This is a genomic window from Sphaerospermopsis sp. FACHB-1194 (assembly GCF_014696235.1).
Classification (GTDB): Bacteria; Cyanobacteriota; Cyanobacteriia; order Cyanobacteriales; family Nostocaceae; genus Sphaerospermopsis; species Sphaerospermopsis kisseleviana.
The window spans coordinates 19,191-39,013 of the sequence record NZ_JACJPU010000024.1; the positions used below are offsets into that span (position 1 = coordinate 19,191).

Consider the following 19,823-nt stretch of genomic DNA (forward strand, 5'->3'; position numbering starts at 1 on the left):
ACGTACTAAGCCATGTGAACACCATTATCAATCAAACCAAAATCACACTAAATTATGACTGCTAAATCCTTAAACTTTGCCCATAAATCAGACCGTCAAGAATTAGACATCCAAATTTGGTTTATCCTCATTTTAGGACTAATCGTTACCTTTGGTATCTATGCTGCGGTGTTACCTATTAAAAGCACATTTCTAGGAACATTATTATATGAGAGGGGATTCACCCAAATTCTCGCCATATTCTTTGGGGGTATGGTAGTCACTATCACTGTGTTGAAATATGGTAAAATCCAAAGTGAATCCAGGGCATTTAGAAAAGATTTATTGCCGGAAAATATTACATTTGATAATCCCACATCTATTCAACTAGAAAAACTACAACAACTGTTATCTCAGGAAAAAAGTTTATTAGCCCGTCGTTGTAGTCGGGTGATTGCCGCCTATATAGCTTCTGGAAATAAACAATCTGCTACTGAATTTGCAATGGAAGACTCAGCATTTTATAGCAGCACAACAGAAACTTCCTATTCTGTAGCTCGCATTTTAGTTTGGGCAATTCCCCTATTAGGATTCATCGGTACAGTTGTTGGTATTAGTGGTGCTGTCAATGGTTTTAGTGGCTTCTTACAACAGTCTAGTGATATCGAACAAATTAAACAAGGTATTGGTACTGTCACCAGTGGATTAGCCGTAGCTTTTGACACGACACTTTTAGCATTATTTGTGAGTGTTTTGGTGATGATTCCTTTGGTATTAGTCGAAAGACAGGAATCCCGGTTATTATTGGCAATTGATATTTATATTAATGACAGACTTTTACCCCGTCTCAAAGCCGCAGAAAGTTTAGATAGAACCATTGTTGATAATGCCATTTCCCAGGCATTCCAAAAACATCTTCCCTCACCAGAAGTTTTGATTAAACCAGCCCAAGAATACGCTCAACAAGCCGCCGATGCTTTGGCTCAGGGGTTTTTAAGTGAGGTTGGTAAAATCCAAGAAGCAACCAATAAACTCATACAGAAAATGAATTACATTAATCAAATGGCTGTAAAAGATAGAGAAAATTTCATTACTACTCTAACTCAACAACAACAATCAAGTCAAGAATCAAGTCAAGAAATTGTTGAAGAAATGAAACAAATTAATACGACGATTCAAGAAAATTACCAAAATATTAATCATGATTTTAACATACATACAGAGCAAATTTCTGAAGGACTCCAGAAAGCTGCTACATCTTTAGATAGTCGCATTGCTGCTTTAGAAAACTGTGCTGCTCAAATCACCAAGATTGTAGAACTACAACGCAGTTTAGAACAGAGTTTCCAAACGTTAGAAAAAACCGCACAATTAGAACAAGTATTAGGAGAAGTTCGCATTAATTTAGCATTATTAAAACCAGTTTTGGAAAACCTAAATAAACCACGTCGTATTACTTTAGTGGAATCTGACGAAAAACGCTGATAAGATAAATTTATGCCTAAACAAATTTATGCCTAAACGGATTACCAAACGCTCTGTAACTGAAATTGAATTATTTCCATTTTTATCAGTTTTGGCTTGTACTATTGGGGTGCTAATTTTATTGATTATTGTCTTAATGGCGCAAACATTCAGTAATCAAAGACAAGTTACAATTGTTGCCAGAACTGAAAATGGACAAAATCAGAATAAACAACCCCGTTATATTGAGTGTCGTAGTGATGGGATTATTATTCATCCTGGTGAAGAATTTGTGAGTTTAACAGCCCTTAATCTTTCTTATTCTCCACTACAAACATTACTAGAAGAAGTCAAAGTTAACAGAGATACACAATATTTGATTGTAGCCATCAGACCCGATGGAATTGAAGTATTTGATCAGGTTAGGGCATTAATTGAATCTGAGGGTATTGATATTGGTTATGAACCCATTGATGAAGGATGGACTCTGAAAATTGAAGGAAATATCTGATATAATTTAATGGTGTATATATGAGAAGAAAACGTTATTTTACATCCCAGCATCCCCAACAAAATCTAGATTCTTTTTTGGACATCTTAACTAACACTGTTGGGGTGTTAATGTTCATTAGTCTGTTTATTACATTGGTTGCAGTACAATCGAGTACAATAGTCAGAACCCCATTAGCAAAAGAGACTGATAAACAAGTGAATTTCTTTGAAATTAGTGGTAATCGGGTAATTCATTTAGACAACAAATCAGTGAGTCAGCAAATTAAAGATTTAGTCGGAAATTTACCAAACTGTGTTAGACCAAGTTATATTCCAGGGTTAGTTGATAGTTATTTGTATGAATTTAAAGAATATCAAAATTGCGTAGAAACCCAAGTACAACAAATTAAGGATTTCCGAGCAGAGACAAAATATTATGAAATTGAATTAGTAGATTTAAAATCTCTTTCATGGCGATATAATCCAAAATCATCCAATAATGGGGAATCAGGTATAGAATTGAATCGCAGTAATTCTGAATATAAAAATATTTTATCTAAGTTGGAAACCGATCAAGATTATGTAGCATTTTTAGTAAGACCTGATAGTTTTGCTACTTTCCGTCAAGCCAGAGAAATCGCCTGGAAAGCCGGATTTGATGTGGGTTGGGAACCGCAAACACCAGAGACTCCAATTGTCTTTGGTTCTGGAGGGCGAACTGTGGGTGTACAGTAATGATGGCAAAACTCACATTGTAGGCGATCGCCAGTCATCACCACGAAAACCCCACCTGATTTCACGGAGTCAGTAGCACAAGGGTAAAGTTTCCTACTAACCCCCGTAATTTTGCTCTTTTACGGAATAAATATTAGGTTTTATTGATTTAAAATCTCAAACCCACACCACCCTGTAAAGATAAAGCCGTACCTCCACTATTGCGGTAAGCATCAAAAGCAATAATAGCATTACCAAAAATCACAGTCTTACTATTAGGGACAACATAATCAATACCTGGTTGCAAAGCAAAACTAATTTTATTACCTACAGGGGAAGCAGTATCACCACTAGTTAAAACCATTCCCGCACCTAAATAAACATCAGTTTGCCAATTGAGGGGAACATCATAAGAAACTGTAGGTACAATTGCTGTACCTTGACCAATTAAAGCTTGAGCGCGGAAAGATACGGGTGTTTCTAATAATTTGTAACGAAAAGCCAAAACTCCACCCAGTTGGGTATCGTCGTCAGTTAACCCAATTGTAGGACCAATACCCACATAACTACCATAAGCTACTTGAGCTTGTGCAGGTTGATGATTGATTAGCAAACTCAGAACCGCACCGGTACCTAAAACTGCAACTAAAGATTTAAAAGACTTCATATTATCTCAATAACTATGTTATCAATATTACTGCTAACTAATTATGGGTAATGGGTAATTGGTAATTGGTAATTGGTAATTGGTAATTGGTAATTAGGGGTTGCTGAGAAAGTCTTTCCGTGAGGGCATAGGAGTCAGGAGTCAGGAGTCAGGAGTCAGGAGTCAGGAGGAGATTGGAAAATTTCTTTGCCATCTCTTGAAATCCCAAAAAATGCACACTTTTTCCGGTATACCCTTCAAAACCCTTGCACTAATTTCTGTGTTTATCAGCCTCTAACCTTTGATATATCAAGGTTTTAGGTTTATTCAGCAAACCCTAATTAGGTTATTCATCTTCCCAGTCACCAGTCACCAGTCACCAGTCACCAGTCCCCAGTCCCCAGTCACCAGTCACCAGTCACCAGTCCCCAGTCCCCAGTCACCAGTCCCCAGTCCCCAGTCACCAATACTATGGACAACGGGAATGAATACCGCCCTTGGTACAAATGAAAGCTAATTGCTGGGCATCTAAATTTTTAGCATTGCTAAAATCGACACCTTGGACTACGGCAGCTTGTGAACCGAGATCAGAAGTTTCTACAAACCTATCTCCGGGATCTTGTTTACCAGGAAAAAGTATAGTTCCTTGAAAATCTGCACCGTCCAAATTTGCCCCTCGTAAATCTGCACGACTGATATCAGCATTTCGTAGGTTGGCATTTTTCATATTGGCAGAACGTAAAACAGCACCAGCAAGACGAGCCGCACTGAAATTAGCATTGGTGAGATTAGCATGATCTAAATATGCTTCAGATAAATCTGCACCTTGCCAATTGGTGTTAGTTAAATTGGCATAAGATAATTGTGTACCTATGGCAGAAACACGACCTAACTGAGCAGCATACATATCTGCTTCCATTAATTTTGCGTCGCTGATATCTGCTCCTGTGAAAATCGCATCTTCCAAAATTGCCTTTTGCAAATCACTACTGATAAGTTGGGTACTGCTGAGGTTAGCACCCACTAACCGGGCATGAGATAAGTTAGCTTTATTCAGGGTAGCGCGGCTTAAATCACTGCGTTTCATTAACACACGACTAAGGTTGGCTTCGTTGAGGTTGGCTTGTTTGAGTTGAGTTTTAGTCAAATCAGCAATGACATCATCATAAGTATCCCAGCGCCCATCTTCACCTGCACTACGGAAGCGACTACCTTTTAATTGAGCTTGGTTAAGATTGGCAGATTTAAACACAACTCCCGATAAATCAGCATTTTCTAGTACCAAGTTAAATACAGAACTTTCTTCAAAGCTTTTTGCACCCAGTTGGATACTACTTAAATCAATGTCATTAATTTTGCCACTATAAACAGACAAAATCTTGTTGATTGCCTGTTGGTTAAGATTTAATTGTTGTTCTCTGATATTTCCGAAATTGCTGCCTGATTCGAGTTCCCCAGCGAGAAACAGATTCATGCGTTTTAATTCTGGTAAAGCTTGAATTCCAATATTTGCCAGTGCTTGTTGAATAGTATCTAGGATGTTAGGGTCAGTTTCCTTCACCAGTAGATCCACTAGAAATTTGATAGATTGTGTATCATTAATACCACCCAAGGCGAGAATAGCCCTTTGGCGCTCTTCGTCGCTGACACCAGAATCAGGATTAATTGGTTTTACGAGTTCGAGAAATTTTTGAGTGTTAACCAACTGGGTTTTCCGCAGGTTTTCTTGGGTTTGGATGTAAATTTGTGTGCCTACTAAAGTTGACAACACAGCAATCATGCTGGTTACACCAACCACAAACAAGATAAAATTAGGACTGCGGGCTATTTTTAGCTTAGGGATGGACTCCTTAATAGATGTATCTGTTGGTTCTTCATTTTCTGCCTGTGGCGGCTCGCTGGTATTTTCTACAGGTGTTTTGATTGGTTTGTTGATGTCTTTAACATCTATGGTATATGTACCTGCCAACTGATCATGGAAGGCGCGACGACGTTTTTGGGAAGTCCAACCCATGCCTTCACCTAGCACCAAAACTATAGCTAAAAATGTGAATAAGCCTAAATCTGGAAAAGCAAAGCTGTAGCGCCAGAGGATATAAGCAATGGCAACTGGACTAGTCCAGCGCCCTAGCCCTTCACGAACTACAACAGACCTTAAACCAGGAGCTTTACCCTCATCATTAACAACCCGCACCCCAAACCAACGTTTGGGAATGGTGCTGCCGGTTTTACCCAGTAGATACAACTGCCATCCTGAGAGGACCAGAGGTGTTAAGAGGGCGATAGTCCATAAAAAATTAGTGGGACTGGTAACATTACGAATACCATAACTAATTGGTAGGGCTAAAGGCCGGGCGATCGCTCTTTCTGTGAGTACCAACACCGGATTTAAAGGTACTCTTTGCAGATCGCTACGAGAATTGGCATAAACACCAATGCCAAAGGGAATTAACCCGCTGGCTACCACTAATGTAATTTCTGCTGCCCAAGCGCCTAAACGCCTTGTTGCTAAGGGCAGGGATTTAACTTTTTCCGGTTTTTGGGACTTGTTAGATTGATCAATATTTCTCCTCACGGTTGGGGTAGTCATTGCATAATTTCCCTTTGATTCTATGTTTACGCCAATCTATACAAGTTTTTGGCGGCGCGGTTAAAATAAGCTATTGCTTACGTTGCAAGCTATTAGACACCAAAAATTTGTATCCAAGATACACTAACCCCGCCAATAGTGCCAGACTGATCACAGATGCTACCAATCTAAATACTGTTTGCAGTACCATGAAGCCCAAGAGTATTCCTACACCAGTAACGGCAAGCTTTTTTATCCCTGATAAACCTTGAAACCAAATTTGAAAACGCTGAAAATTTCGGTTTAATTTAGCAAACATAGTTTGATTTGGGTAATACGTCTGTTTTTGCGTCTCTTGTGAGTTGGGTTGGGTGGAAAATGAACTTATTTCCGCCTCTAGTTGTTCCAAACGACGCTGCAATTCTTCTTCTGGTTGAGGATTCATAATTTTTTTACCCCAGCTATAGATTCTACAACCGACCAAGTATATCCATATTTGGGGGTTGTGTTAGTGATTTTAGCTAATATCTATAATGTACAAAACCTCTGTAGGTACGGAAATGAATGTATCTTGTCTATAGCCAGAATTTTCTACCTCTCCTGTGTCAATTCAGGATATTTTTATGCTGAGTTACAAATTCACCCAATTTCCAAATCAAAATTAATTAACGAAGGCAGGAGGCAGGAGGCGTTAGCGTAGCGAGACGAAATCCGGTTTTAGACCCGATTATTTCAATAACAACTCAATAAAAATTTATACTTGAACATTGGGAACAATATACCATTGTCTTGAGTCTAATAAACCAGAATAGACTCTCCAAAATAGAATTTAGTAATTTGACAGAAAGACATCTAGATATCCCATAAGCTTCGCCCTGCCCCCATAAATAGGTTCCATAATTTCTTTTCTGGAGAAGTCTAATATATATCACTATATTAATCTATCAATAGTCGGGAGCATGAATAAAAATGAAGACATTAAAACTACTGACTTTTGTTCCCACAACTTTGGTTATGAGTTTGGTATTGAACCAAGCTGTTTTAGCACAAACTCCATTTATCCAAATTAACAAGCAACTCCCGACAGATCCTTTGGTTGTCAATGGCATATCTGGGGGAACAGTTCAGAGTAATTGCGGGAATATTACCACTCAACCCACTCAAGTTCTTCAGGTACAAGAATCTTTACCTTATTTACGCTTAACTGTTGAGGGACAGGGACAGCCTACAATGTTGATTGATGGACCAGGGGGACGCTTTTGTGTGTTGGCAGATAACTACTCTGCAAATAAACCCGAACTGGCTGGTTTTTGGACAATCGGTAACTACTTGGTATATATAGGCAATTTATCAGCAGGAAAGTATAATTATACTCTTTCTATTTCTCAGCAAAAGAAATAAAAATTCAGGAGGCAGGAGGCATAAGGCAGGATCAAGAATTAGTTTTTCTTTCCCTGCTTCCCCTAAACCCTACACCCTATCCCCGGTTATCTATTTGGGCGCGTTGCAAACTACCAGAAAAGTCAACATAAACACTTTTCCATTCTGTGAATATATCTAAAGCAGTAGTTCCTGCTTCCCGGTGTCCGTTACCTGTTTGTTTTACTCCCCCAAAAGGTAAATGTACTTCTGCACCAATGGTAGGACCATTAATATAGGTGATACCAGCTTCGATATCACGCATGGCTGTAAATGCCCGGTTGATATCACGGGTGTAAACTGAAGAAGAAAGACCATAATTAGTGTCATTGAGAATAGCGATCGCCTCTTCAAAACTGCTAATCTCAATTAATGCCACCACAGGTCCAAATATCTCTTCTTGGGCTACTCGCATATTAGGTGTAACTTGATCTAAAATTGTTGGTTCAAAGAAATAACCATTTACTAATTCTCCATCTGTAGCAATTTCTCCACCAATTAAAATTTTTGCACCTTGCTCACGGGCAATATCTATATATTGCTTAACTTTTTGCAGTTGTTTTTCATTAATTATCGGACCAATATCTATATTAGAATCAGTACCAGCACCCAAGCGTAAATTATTGGTACGTTCCAATAACATATTAGTAAATTTCTCTTTGATATCCCGATGCAAAATTAATCGACTTGTAGCTGTACAGCGTTGGCCAGTTGTCCCAAAAGCACCCCAAACAGCCCCATCAAGTGCTAATTCTAAATCTGCATCTTCCATAACCACTTGGGCATTTTTACCACCCATTTCTAAACAAACTCTTTTATGAGTGAGTCCACAAGTTGCACCCACAAAAGCCCCAGTTTCGGAAGAACCTGTAAAGGAAACTAAATCAATATTTGGATGTTCAACTAAAGCTTTTCCTGCTTCTTCTCCTACACCGTGAACCAAATTAATTACCCCTGGTGGTAAACCGGCAGATGCAAAAATTTCTATTAATTTAGTTGCACAAGCTGGGGTATCTTCCGCTGGTTTAAGAATGACAGTATTACCGCAAACTAAAGCCGGCATTGCTTTCCAACAAGGAATAGCTACGGGGAAATTCCAAGGAGTAATTAACGCACAAACCCCTATAGGCATTCTCACCGTCATAGCGAATTTATTAGACATTTCTGAAGGTGTCGTTTGTCCAAATAATCTTCTTCCTTCTCCTGCACTGTAAAAAGCACAGTCAATACCTTCCTGCACATCTCCCCTAGCTTCTGTCAGGGGTTTACCCATTTCTCGACTCATTAACTGGGCAAGTTCTTCTTTATTTTCAAGTAATAATTCTCCCACGCGAAAAATATATTCTGCCCTGGCAGGTGCGGGAACTTTACGCCAACTATGATAAGCTTGACAGGCTGCGGCTACTGCTGCATTAATATCTTCAATTCCTGACCGAGGGAAAATAGCTACAACTTCATTTTTATTAGCTGGGTTGCGACTTTCTAAACTGTGACTTTCTAAACTGGGTTTATGCAACCATTGACCGTTAATATAATTTTGGCAGATGAGTGGAGTTGTCATGTCGCTTCAGTCCAAATTCAAAATTTATAAAGTTGGTATCTTGTAGATTAACCTACAAATTAGCACTCAAAAAAATGCCATTACCGCAGCAGGTGAACCTGAACCACCACGTAACCTGAGAATACCAATTACTAGGGTAGCGCCTTGGGGTGGCAGTTGATCTAAGTTGGTGAGGTTTTCTAGGACAATACGTGGTTTTGCTAGTATCAAACTATTAGTGGTAAAATTATTATCTTGTCCAGAGTCTACGCCGTGGGTATCAATTCCCACCCCGGCAATTTTTCTTTCAGTAATTAAAAACTCGGTGGCTTTACCGCTAAACCCTGGAAAGTGTATATTTCCATCTGCATCCTGGTTTAAGAAGGCGTTTTTATCTAGCCATTTATGTTGCCAACCCGTATAAAGTAACACTATATAACCGGGTTTAATCGTGCCAAATTCTGCTTCCCATGTCAAAATATCAGCTACAGTTAAAAGATAATCAGGGTTTTCTGTAGCTTGTTTACAGATATCTATAACTACCGCAGGTACTACAAGAGACTGGGCGGAATATTCATCAATGCTGATACCGTCACCGTGAAAACTATTAGGGGTATTGATATGAGTAGCACTATGTTCACCCATAGAAAACCGTCGCAGATAATAGCCATCGTCTTGTAGTTCGGCTACAGTGGTAAATTTGACGGGAGGATCACCAGGCCATTGTGGTATGCCTGTGTCAATTATATGACTCAGGTGGATAACACGGGAGTATGTGATATTGTTTGGCTGTTGGGGTTGTATAGTAACGTTCCTCACTCGTTGGGCTACTGCTATTATCATAAAATAATCCCCCAATTCCTGTAAATACCAGGTTGTTTGGGGGTTAACTACAAGTTTAAAATGTTGCAGCAAAAAGTGAATTTAAGCTTAGTGAACACCTAAAAGGTTAATGTTGTGCAAACATAAGATTAAGTTTAGGTAAATTTTCATAATTGATAATTGACAGTTGACAATTGATAATTTTTTTATTCAAGGTTTAAAACTTACCCAAGCAGTAATAATTAAACGCAGATGGACGCAGATAAACGCAGATAATTTTGTACTTCTTGAGATTAGGAAATGTTATATCAGGATGAATAGTGGGATTTTTTGGTGTTTAAGCAGCTAATGTTTAAGAAATTATAACTAAAGGTTGAAAATCTAGGTTAGATAGGTTACATTAATGGAAGTGGTAAAAATATTTCGACACCACAAGCCCGAACCTTGAAAACCGCATAACTTCGTTGAATTGTGTCGATTGTTTACAGGATCAGCGTTTCCAAATCAACTTCCCCGCAAGGGAATGGAAACTTCAGAGTGTAAAGTCCCCAAGGGGGGAGAAAACACCTTTCCAAATCAACTTCCCCGCAAGGGGATGGAAACCCGAACCCGATATTGGTGTTCTTGATTTGAACCCCACTTTCCAAATCAACTTCCCCGCAAGGGGATGGAAACCTCAGTGGCAAGATGGATTATTCGATTTGAGTTTTTTACTTTCCAAATCAACTTCCCCGCAAGGGGATGGAAACCTCGCCTGTGCCGTGATTGTCAAGCGCGTGGATGCTTTCCAAATCAACTTCCCCGCAAGGGGATGGAAACCAGCCATAGGCTTCGATTGTTGTCACCAAATAGGCGACACTTTCCAAATCAATTTCCCCGCAAGGGGATGGAAACTTATGTCAACTCCGTAGCCTGCGATCCGGCAGGAGTTTCTTTCCAAATCAATTTCCCCGCAAGGGGATGGAAACCTTATATATTCCTTGAAGAACCTCAAAGATATTACCTTTCCAAATCAACTTCCTCGCAAGGGGATGGAAAGAAAAAATCTAAATAATAATGGATATTAATTTACAAAAAGAAGAATTTAGCTATGCTTACATTTATGCTATTACCACAGCAGCAGGATATTCCTTTCAAAAATCATCAAGAATTTTAGATGTAGGCGGAATTGATGCCACAATTACAGGTACAGTAACAGACGATACCCTGTATGAACCACAACTAGATTTACAGGTAAAATCTACCTCACTAGATATCCTCAGTGGAGAAACTATTCGCTATCCTTTAAAAATCAAAAACTACAACGAACTCAGAAAAGAAAGAACTGTTGCACCACGAATATTAGTAGTTGTTCTCATCCCTGAAAATCTGCAAGAATGGATTAAACAGTCAGAAACAGAACTGTGTTTACGTCGCTGTGCTTACTGGGTTTCATTACGTGGACAACCCCAAACACAAAACACCGAAACCGTTACTGTTTATATACCCCGCAAAAATGTATTTACAGTTGATGCTTTAAAAAATTTAATGCAAACAATCCAAACAGGAGGGACTTTATGAAAGCAATTATTAATGATGTAGAAATTCTCAATCATTTACAACCTCAACAAATAGATAAATATTTAAAATCTAAAGGTTGGCATGAACAAAGTGTAATTCCTAACAAAGTTTCTATTTGGATACAGAATAACTATTCAGAGAATAAACTCAAAATTCAATTACCTGTAGACCAAAACTTTGATGATTATTCCCAGCGTATATATGATGTAATTGAAACCTTATCTAAAGCCGAAAAACGCTCACAATTCGACATTTTAGGTGAAATTATTACTGATGCACCTAATTTAACTATTCAAGCTGTGGTTAGTCAGATTCAAACACCAAACACCACAGAATTAAAAGGAGAAATTCAATTATTTGGCGTGGTATTTGATAAACTGCGGCAAATCAAAACTATACTGGAAAATCATGATTATATTTTAGCTATTAAAGCCTATCAAGAACGTTTACCAATTCGTTGTACAGGCGATTTGTTTAAGGAAAATGACCAGTTTATTTTACAAAATCCCCACAATTTTCAAATTGATAATATTTGAATGCTTAGGTAGGGTTTAGGTAGAGATATTGATGGGTTTTTGGTGCTGAGGAAGTAAAGTTTTAAGAAATGATAAGTAATATTGTCAATTTCAGGTGAGATGGGTTACATTAATGGAAGTGGTAAAAATATTTCGACACCACAAGCCCGAACCTTGAAAACCGCATAACTTCGTTGACTGGTGTGGATCGTTTACAGGATCAGCGTTTCCGGTTTTACAATGCTTTACTTATTGAGAATTTCTTGGCACTTCTTATTGAGAATCAAAAAAGTGGTGTCGAAATGGGTGTCTGAAACCCTTGCTGTGTAAGGCTTCCAGAGGGTAGGCACGGGGGCGCTACCCCTACATTTCCAAATCAATTTCCCCGCAAGGGGATGGAAACCTCATAGAAGTAGTCCAGCCGAGCAGGTTTATACCAATCAAGGCTTTCCAAATCAACTTCCCCGCAAGGGGATGGAAACCAAAGACATACTGTATTCTGAAGGAATGGGAATAGCCGTCTTTCCAAATCAACTTCCCCGCAAGGGGATGGAAACACTGCTATACTAACTATTATTACAATCGGAAAATGCTAAGATTAAGAGTAATCTAGCTCAACCTAACTTCAACACTATGACTGATATTAATATCACTCTATCTGAAGCCCTAAAAAGTTTTATTGATGAAGAAATTGCCGAAGGTAATTATAATTCAGCGAGTGAATATTTACAACAATTAATTATTCAAGAAGCAAGACGGAAAAGTAAAGGAAATTTAGAAGATTCTGTAATAAAGTATCAAGAATTGGAAATTGCTTTAGATGAATTAGCTGATGATTTTGCAGCGTGTGTTGGTGCAAACGTACCTATTTTATCTGATTATGCTGTTAGTCGTGAAAGTATTTATGAAGACCATTATTAAAAATAGAAAATGGAATATTTAGTAGATACCAATATTTTATTACGTCTTGTGCAACGAAATGATCCATTAAATCCCGTGATTAGAAATGCAGTCAGAAAACTAAGAAATAATGGGAATATATTGTTAATTACTCCTCAAAATTGTGCTGAGTTTTTGAATGTTACTACAAGACCAGCTACAAAAAATGGATTTGGTTTAACACCCAAAGATGCCGATAGACAGTTAAGATTAATTGAACGGATTTTTCCCTTATTATCTGATATACCTACAGTTTACCCAGAGTGGCGCAGATTAGTTGTGAAATTTGGTGTATCAGGTGTTCAAGTACATGATGCGCGTCTTGCAGCCACAATGAAGGCTAATAATATTACGTATATTTTAACAGTTAATACGGGTGATTTTATCCGTTATTACTCTGAGGGAATTATAGCTATTAATCCAAATTCAATGTAAAAGTTCCCTATAATAACAGGACTTACGCAAAACAGAACCAAAGTAGGGGTAATTCATGAATTACCCCTACGCAAGAATAAGGTTTTCAGTCACATCTTGCGTAAGTCCTGCGTAAGTCCTATTTATATCAAACGTCAAAAAGGTAGGGAGCATCCCAAATGTGTAAGTTTATTTTTATCTAAGAACAGAAAATTATCCCAAGCTTGATATGATTGAACCGCAAAGGACGCAAAGTACACAAAGGGAAGAGAGTTAAAGAGAGTTTTTGGAGTTGCGAAGTGTATTTTTTCAAAATTGGGATGCTCCCAAAAGGTAGTCCCCAGTCACCAGTCCCCAGTCACCAGTCACCAGTCCCCAGTCACCAGTCCCCAGTCCCCAGTCCCCAGTCCCCAGTCCCCAGTCCCCAGTCCCCAGTCCCCAGTCCCCAGTCCCCAGTCCCCAGTCCCCAGTCACCTAGTTGCATCAGTAGTGGAGGTTTTCATTTTTTGTGTTATAACCCACTCAGAAAATGAATTTAGACAGTAACGATTATATGGAACTAGACAAATTAACCAGGTTTAAAGAGTACGGTGAGTTTATCCTCCGCAAAATTGACTCTGTACCCCAACGCCCCTCCCAACAAGAAGATTGGGTTCCTACTAGCCTTGATGACTGTCTGGTGCGCTTGCGAGAAGCTGCACAGAAGACTGTGGAAATGGCCACTTCCCCGGTGAAAATTGGTGTGATGGGTGAGTTTAGCAGTGGTAAAAGTTTACTGTTAGGAAGTTTAATTGGTTTTGCGGATGCTTTACCTGTAAGTGAAAACCCGACTACGGGAAATGTGACTGCTATTCATATTAAACCACAAGAAGGTTTTGCTACAACAAAAATAGATAATTACACCGTTGAGTATTTATCTCATGAAGGGGTAAATGAGTGTTTACACTTCATGTTATCAGAAGCAAACCGTCGGGCTGTGGCTGCTGGTTTACCACCTTTACAAGTTGCTAAAATTAAAACTGGTAAAGATATTTCTCTTTGGTGTGAGGAAGCTTGGAAGAGTTCCAATAATTTAGAATTACGCTATTTATTGCGTGAGTTAGTATTATTTTTGCGGGCTTATCAAGCTTATGGTGAGGCTTTGTGTGGTAAGCATTATCATATTGATGCAGCAACGGCAAAGGAAGGTTTACAATTAATTGATTTGCCGATGGCGATTCAAACTTTGAGATTTGATGATTTACCGCCGGCACATATTCGTTTACCGAATGCACCCCAAGTTCTGCAAACTCAATTATTACAAAATAGTTTTTACCTGATTCGTAGAGTTGATATTGAAGTCAAAATATCAAGGGAAATTTGGGATTTAACCGGGGCGGAAGAATTTGTTTTGTTAGATTTTCCCGGTTTAGGTGCGGCTAATTCTGGTGCGCGAGATACATTTTTATCATTGCGAGAATTGGCACAGGTGCAAACAATTTTAGTTTTATTAAATGGTAAATCACCGGGAAGCGATCGCGCCAACAAAATATTTACCATGATGCAGCAACAACGCCCCGGACAAGATTTAAAAGATTTAATTCTGGTTGGTGTGGGACGTTTTGATCAATTACCTTTAGAAAGTGAAGGTGGAGAAAGAATTTTAGATTTTTTAATTGAAGATCATCCTAATTCCCAACCTTTACAAACAGAGGTAGTTTTTCAAAAATTAAAAGTTCTGCAAACTATTATTGATGGTGCAGAGGCTTTTACTACTCAAAAAGATCGCATTGTTTTATTATCGCCCTTGTTAGGTTTATCAGAATTAGCCAAACGTTCTACAAAAGTCAAAGCTGGTTCAGAAGAATTTTTAGCTAATTTAGATTATCCTGATTATTTGGAACGTTCCAAGAAATTACAAGAAAAATGGGGTAAACTCAGCGATAAACTTTTAGAAAATGAACCTCGTAATTCTCTAGGTAAACAGTTAGGTTATTTTGCCCAAGATGGGGGTGTTAGTAAACTGCGGGACTTGATTCAAAATCATGTTAATACCCATGGTTTAAAACAATTATATGAGGATACTCGCAGGGCGGCGGATGTGATTCATCAACAACAAGAACAACTGAAATATATCCTGGCAGAAATTCATGAACAAGGTATACCTACAGCAGATAGTCCAGCTTTAATGGAGTTACGTTTGGCAATTGAAAGTTTAGATAAAACCTACAGAAACTTTCAAAAAGACTTGGGTAAAGAACCACTCAAAGATAGACGGGGAGTGGTTGTGAGTGATGTGATCAAAGATGAATTAACCTATAGGATTCTCAATTGGAGTCAGTGGACATTGTTATTTAATAAATGTCAAAATGGGACAATTGCTTTAGCAGAATCTAAAGGTGCAGCAGGTAAATTATTTGAACGGGGAAATAGAGTAAATAATTCTATTCCTAGCAAAAGTGATGATTTTTATCCAGAGTTTGAAAAAAGCGTTAAAGAATTAGAAGAATTTGCCCGCGATCGCATTCGTCAAGCTGTAGTAGACTTGTTGAATAAATTAGCCCATCAAGTAGTATTAGAACGGGAGAAAATTCAAACAATTCTTAATCCAGAGATGGAAGAATTGATAGAAGATAACTTTGGAGTTGAAGCCGCAGATTTATTTTATAAACTGTTGTTAGGATGTGATCCAAATCAGTGGAAAGAAGCAATTGTTGGAGAAATTAATAATCAAGATAAATCCATTTCTCCTGATATGATGTTTCCCCTAGCGCGACGGGATGAAAAACACAGTATTGGACAAATATTTGATTGGTCTCCTGAAAGAAATCAAACCTCATCTCGCAATGCAAATCATCAACTTTTTGTATTAAGATTGCGGGATGAAATTACAGCTAGTGCTAGTTTACATCTCGTGCAATATGTGAGTGAAGTTAATCAACAAGTAAATGCAGAATTAGAAGGAATTTTAGATCAAATAATTCCCAGTTTGCAAAACCTGTCTAAAAAAGATGAACTACTCAGATATATTGCTGCTGGAGACTCAACCCCAGAATTAGCAATTCCCACTTGGTTAGAAATTCTTGCGGATATTGCATCAATTAATGAGAGTGATATTTATGAGTATATTTAGCTGAAGAAGGGAACAGGGAATAGGGAATAGGGAACAGGGAAGAGGTATTAGTATTAGGCTGTTTTCTGCATCTACCAAAATCCAAAATCCAAAATCCAAAATCTAAAATTCATTTATGCCTGTGGAAATTATACTTCCACCCAAACATCAACTACGAGTTAAAGAAAATCAAAGTTTGGATTTACCTGCTATCCAAATTGTCGCCACCAATAGTAATATTCCCCATATCTCTCGCATTACTTGTAGCGTCAAAGGAACACCCATAGAATTAGCAGCGGAAATTCAACAAACTTATAAACATTTTAACTCTGCTACACCCCAAAAAATCTCTAATTTGTGTCAATTAGGACAATATCCTTATCAGTTAGAGAAACCTTTAAACGAAACAGTCAACTGTGATTTACAGGTGATTGTTGAGTATTTTGATTCTGATGCTACCGGAAAACCGATATTATCTATTAAGAAAAATATGGGTGTTTCCTGTAATCTTTGGTTTACACCTGATTTTCAATCAATAACTCACAAAACCATAACTAACCATAAAACTATGAATCCTTTTGAATTAGATACCTATCTCAATAAATTAAGTCAACAATTGAGTGAAAAACTCAATGAAAAACCCAAAAAAAGATTTCCGGGTTGGTTTGCGGTAGATTTTGGAACTTCTAATTCTACAGTGACACTTTTTGATCCCATTGAAGTACCTATTGCGGAAGTTTTACCCAGAGAACAAGAATTAAGATTGCGTCAAAGATTAGCAGAGTGGTTAAATTCTCCTGCTAATTTAGCTTTACCAGATATCGGTGTGAACGAGTGGGAAAAGTTCATTGCGAATATTAGTAAAAACTTAGAAATTGAACCAGAAGAATTAAGCGAAGTTTTTGAAAATGATAACAAAGAACAATTTTTAGAAGCTATTCGCCAAATTGAATTATGTTTAGGAAATAGTGACAGATTTCGCCGTGCTGTTAGCAAAAAACTTTATCAGATATATCATGAAGTTTTTCGTGTTCCTACGTTAGAATCACAAAATTTGATTCCTGTAGTTTTGGATATTGACAGACGGGAAACAGAAATTCCCAGCGAAATGGAAGTATCCCAAGTTGAACCTTTAAAATTGCAAATGGGGAGAGAAGCAAGAGACAATAGAAAAAAAGCCATTGCCCAAGGTACAATCACTTCAGTTAAAGATATAATCAGCAGATTTCATCACTCACCCAAACGTTATTTTGGACAAAATCGCACCTTCCCAGTCATGTTAGATGACTCAGAACATAACATCCAAGTTAACCAATTAATTCAAGCAGCATGGGCGCATTTAATTGAATTAACAGAAGATTATCGTCAACGTGCCAGAAGAAGATTTTCCGAAGGAGATTTATTAACAGGAGTTTTCACCTATCCTACCGTTGCACCTCCAGTAGTGAGAAAAGAAATTAAAGCATTAGTAGAAGAATTAGGAATAGATGATGTCCAAACAGCTTATGATGAAGCGGTTTCTGTAGCTATCTTTTTTCTTTGGCGAGAATTTGGTGGAAATTTAAATATTGGTATTGAATCTTTTAAAACTCGTTGTCGGCAAGAAAAAAATAAATGGTCACAAAATGTTTTAGTGTTAGATATTGGTGGAGGTACAACAGACTTAGCATTAATTGAACTCACATTAGAAGATAAAACTCCATTTTTTGCAGATCATGAAGATCGGGGTTTAGGTGGAAGATACTATAAACTTACCCCGAAATTATTAGGTTCTTCAGGACATTTACAATTAGGTGGTGAATTAATTACCTTACGCATTTTTAGACTTTTAAAAGTTGCGATCGCTGATTTTCTCTTAACAGCAATAACTAACGGAGACATCGAAAGCGACAAACTAGAAGATTTAATCAACGCCGAATTAAACGAACGCTTTTTAGAAGATGGCAAATTTAAAAGCGGTAGTTTATTAAAATGTGTAGATAAAGAAAATCCTGAAGGTGATGTTGCTTTCAAAGATGCTTTAGATACAGCCGAAAAAGTCTTACCAACCCGATGGCAACAAGCACCCCAACGCCTCCAAACATTTTACACTCTTTGGGATTATGCCGAAGCTGCTAAACTCAAATTAGGGCAAAAATTACCAGGAGATGGTTCTTTATTAACCTTCACCCTTTCCGAACAACAAATTAGTGAAATCCTTGCCCAAAGTGCAGTTAAATTCCAAATTATTATCCCTGATGCTATCTCTATAACCATAGATAGTCAACAATTTGAACGGGCTGCAATTTCGGCTATTAAAGAAGCAATAGGTATTGCTAAAGGTTTGATGGAAAGCCGTTTAAATGCAGACAATAAACAAAAAGTAGATTGGTTAATTCTTTCTGGTAAAACTTGCAATTTAGATTTAGTGCAAAAACAAATTTACCAAGAATTTAGCAAATCTCCTTATTTTGTTTGGAATCCAGAACGGATTACCTTTGTTTTAGAATTTACCAAATTAGCAACTTCCGCAGGTGCTTGTTATGCGGAAAAATTAAGAAGATTAAGATTTGATCCCGAAGAATCAAAAAATTTATTGCGTAAAGGTGCAAACCAACTGGAAATAAATGTCAAAAACCTATTTTATTATCTACCGTGCAACTTTAAACGCAAAACCCAAAGTAACGAACTATTAGGAATATTCAACGCTGGACAAGAATTATATCAACTTGCAGCCTGGGAAAGTGTAGCTAAAGTGCGGACAAATTGGCAAGGTATCCAATTAACAAATATTATCTATCGTCAAGACTATGAAGATGGAGAATTGCGTTTATGGGGTAGCTTTGACGGTAAAACTTTAATGGAGAAATTAGGAATGGAAGAACCAGAATTTCTCAAAAAAATTAAAGTCCAATTTGAAATTGATCAAACTTTGCAATTTAGTGTTTTACTCTGTCAAGGGAATCCCCATTATTTAATAGATGAGAAGGGAATAGATATCAATTCTGTGATTTACAAGGAATCAGAAACAACTGATTTATTCACCGATGGAAAATTAAAATGGAATATTGCCATTGAACAACCTCATCAAGATTTAAAAGATGGTGATATTGCCGTCAACGTATTAGAATCAGCAACAGTAGATCAACCAAATGCTTATCATTTAGTATTTGCAGTTGATAACAATCAAAATCCCAAACTGGAAACATTTCACTATTTACAAGATGGTGTTAATGAACCAGGAAAAGGGTTAATTAGTAATCCTTTACCACCATTCCCCCAAAATGGTCAACACACCTTTTATATTTATCAAACAGATAGCGAAACCAACACTAAAAAATGGATACGCATCGGCGCACTTAGTAAACCAGAAATCACCACAGATTACCCTTGTCAATATCATGTTACACTCGACAATCAAGGTATATTAAGAATGCACGCTGGTGAAGTACCTTATTGGACATCAACTAATCAAGAATGTTTACAAGAAGAAGGATGTGTTTATCGTGCAGAATTAGAATTACAACCTAATGAGATAGATAAAGAACGCGATCCTTTCTGTGGAATACATTAAATCAATTGATAATTGATAATTGACAATTGATAATTGTTTGATTTACAGCAGTTTTCATGTCTTTAGACCACAGTCAGGGCGAAGCATTCGGATGATAGTCTTAGGT

Annotated in this window: 18 protein-coding genes and 1 CRISPR repeat array; of the genes, 13 read left to right on the plus strand and 5 right to left on the minus strand. The window is 37.6% G+C overall.

All coding sequences use genetic code 11. From position 1 onward, the window contains the following. Positions 1–54 precede the first annotated feature (54 nt). From H6F45_RS14875 to H6F45_RS14885, 3 genes are read left to right on the plus strand one after another with little or no spacing between them, the layout of a single operon-like run. Entirely contained in the window at positions 55–1,464 is a 1,410-nt protein-coding gene (locus H6F45_RS14875) for a MotA/TolQ/ExbB proton channel family protein (protein WP_190347559.1), read from the plus strand. Between the two features lie 28 nt (positions 1,465–1,492). Then, positions 1,493–1,954: a hypothetical protein gene (locus H6F45_RS14880; protein WP_187041645.1), complete on the plus strand. Its 462-nt coding sequence runs from the start codon at positions 1,493–1,495 to the stop codon at positions 1,952–1,954. 20 nt (positions 1,955–1,974) lie between these two features. Further along, positions 1,975–2,670, plus strand: coding sequence for a hypothetical protein (locus H6F45_RS14885; RefSeq protein ID WP_190347560.1), 696 nt, complete (start codon positions 1,975–1,977; stop codon positions 2,668–2,670). A 148-nt stretch (positions 2,671–2,818) separates the two neighbouring features. Here the strand turns inward: H6F45_RS14885 and H6F45_RS14890 are convergent, their stop codons facing one another. After that, a complete protein-coding gene (locus tag H6F45_RS14890) occupies positions 2,819–3,316 on the minus strand; it encodes a hypothetical protein (protein WP_187041643.1) in 498 nt (165 codons plus the stop codon). A gap of 100 nt (positions 3,317–3,416) precedes the next feature. Between H6F45_RS14890 and H6F45_RS14895 the strand changes: the two genes are divergently transcribed. Both H6F45_RS14895 and H6F45_RS14900 read left to right on the plus strand, forming a co-directional pair. Next, positions 3,417–3,593 (plus strand): hypothetical protein, encoded by a 177-nt coding sequence (locus tag H6F45_RS14895; protein WP_190346881.1) that lies wholly within the window; start codon positions 3,417–3,419, stop codon positions 3,591–3,593. A 3-nt stretch (positions 3,594–3,596) separates the two neighbouring features. Then, on the plus strand, positions 3,597–3,812 hold the full coding sequence (locus H6F45_RS14900) for a hypothetical protein (RefSeq protein WP_190347561.1): 216 nt from the start codon (positions 3,597–3,599) through the stop codon (positions 3,810–3,812). Here H6F45_RS14900 and H6F45_RS14905 read toward each other — a convergent pair. Together H6F45_RS14905 and H6F45_RS14910 are read right to left on the minus strand one after the other, a co-directional pair. After that, positions 3,765–5,885 (minus strand): pentapeptide repeat-containing protein, encoded by a 2,121-nt coding sequence (locus tag H6F45_RS14905; RefSeq protein ID WP_190347562.1) that lies wholly within the window; start codon positions 5,883–5,885, stop codon positions 3,765–3,767. The two genes, H6F45_RS14900 and H6F45_RS14905, sit on opposite strands and share 48 nt — an antisense overlap. 70 nt (positions 5,886–5,955) lie before the next feature. Further along, positions 5,956–6,309, minus strand: coding sequence for a hypothetical protein (locus tag H6F45_RS14910; RefSeq protein WP_096566182.1), 354 nt, complete (start codon positions 6,307–6,309; stop codon positions 5,956–5,958). A gap of 524 nt (positions 6,310–6,833) precedes the next feature. Between H6F45_RS14910 and H6F45_RS14915 the strand changes: the two genes are divergently transcribed. Continuing rightward, positions 6,834–7,265, plus strand: a complete 432-nt coding sequence (locus tag H6F45_RS14915) for a hypothetical protein (RefSeq protein WP_190347563.1) — start codon at positions 6,834–6,836, stop codon at positions 7,263–7,265. Between the two features lie 76 nt (positions 7,266–7,341). Here the strand turns inward: H6F45_RS14915 and H6F45_RS14920 are convergent, their stop codons facing one another. Both H6F45_RS14920 and H6F45_RS14925 read right to left on the minus strand, forming a co-directional pair. Beyond that, the gene (locus tag H6F45_RS14920) at positions 7,342–8,844 is read right to left on the minus strand and encodes an aldehyde dehydrogenase family protein (RefSeq protein ID WP_190347564.1); all 1,503 of its coding nucleotides are present in this window, start codon (positions 8,842–8,844) and stop codon (positions 7,342–7,344) included. Between the two features lie 66 nt (positions 8,845–8,910). Beyond that, positions 8,911–9,666, minus strand: a complete 756-nt coding sequence (locus H6F45_RS14925) for a cyclase family protein (protein WP_190347565.1) — start codon at positions 9,664–9,666, stop codon at positions 8,911–8,913. 474 nt (positions 9,667–10,140) lie between these two features. Continuing rightward, positions 10,141–10,684: a CRISPR direct-repeat array (repeat unit 36 nt; unit sequence CTTTCCAAATCAACTTCCCCGCAAGGGGATGGAAAC). 17 nt (positions 10,685–10,701) lie between these two features. On the opposite strand from H6F45_RS14925, the gene H6F45_RS14930 reads away from it, so the two are divergent. From H6F45_RS14930 to H6F45_RS14960, 7 genes are all read left to right on the plus strand, one after another. Continuing rightward, a complete protein-coding gene (locus H6F45_RS14930; protein WP_137668937.1) occupies positions 10,702–11,205 on the plus strand; it encodes a DUF4365 domain-containing protein in 504 nt (167 codons plus the stop codon). Beyond that, complete coding sequence (locus tag H6F45_RS14935; RefSeq protein ID WP_190347566.1) at positions 11,202–11,741, plus strand: hypothetical protein; 540 nt, start codon at positions 11,202–11,204, stop codon at positions 11,739–11,741. Before H6F45_RS14930 ends, H6F45_RS14935 begins: the two co-directional genes overlap by 4 nt. Before the next feature lie 612 nt (positions 11,742–12,353). After that, the gene (locus H6F45_RS14940; protein ID WP_190347567.1) at positions 12,354–12,641 is read left to right on the plus strand and encodes a type II toxin-antitoxin system ParD family antitoxin; all 288 of its coding nucleotides are present in this window, start codon (positions 12,354–12,356) and stop codon (positions 12,639–12,641) included. A 9-nt stretch (positions 12,642–12,650) separates the two neighbouring features. Then, positions 12,651–13,094, plus strand: coding sequence for a type II toxin-antitoxin system VapC family toxin (locus H6F45_RS14945; RefSeq protein ID WP_137668939.1), 444 nt, complete (start codon positions 12,651–12,653; stop codon positions 13,092–13,094). A gap of 299 nt (positions 13,095–13,393) precedes the next feature. Continuing rightward, a complete protein-coding gene (locus H6F45_RS14950; protein WP_190347568.1) occupies positions 13,394–13,606 on the plus strand; it encodes a hypothetical protein in 213 nt (70 codons plus the stop codon). Positions 13,607–13,626: 20 nt separating this feature from the next. Then, entirely contained in the window at positions 13,627–16,185 is a 2,559-nt protein-coding gene (locus H6F45_RS14955) for a dynamin family protein (RefSeq protein ID WP_190347569.1), read from the plus strand. A 115-nt stretch (positions 16,186–16,300) separates the two neighbouring features. Continuing rightward, positions 16,301–19,717: a virulence factor SrfB gene (locus H6F45_RS14960; RefSeq protein WP_190347570.1), complete on the plus strand. Its 3,417-nt coding sequence runs from the start codon at positions 16,301–16,303 to the stop codon at positions 19,715–19,717. The last annotated feature ends 106 nt before the right edge of the window (positions 19,718–19,823 follow it).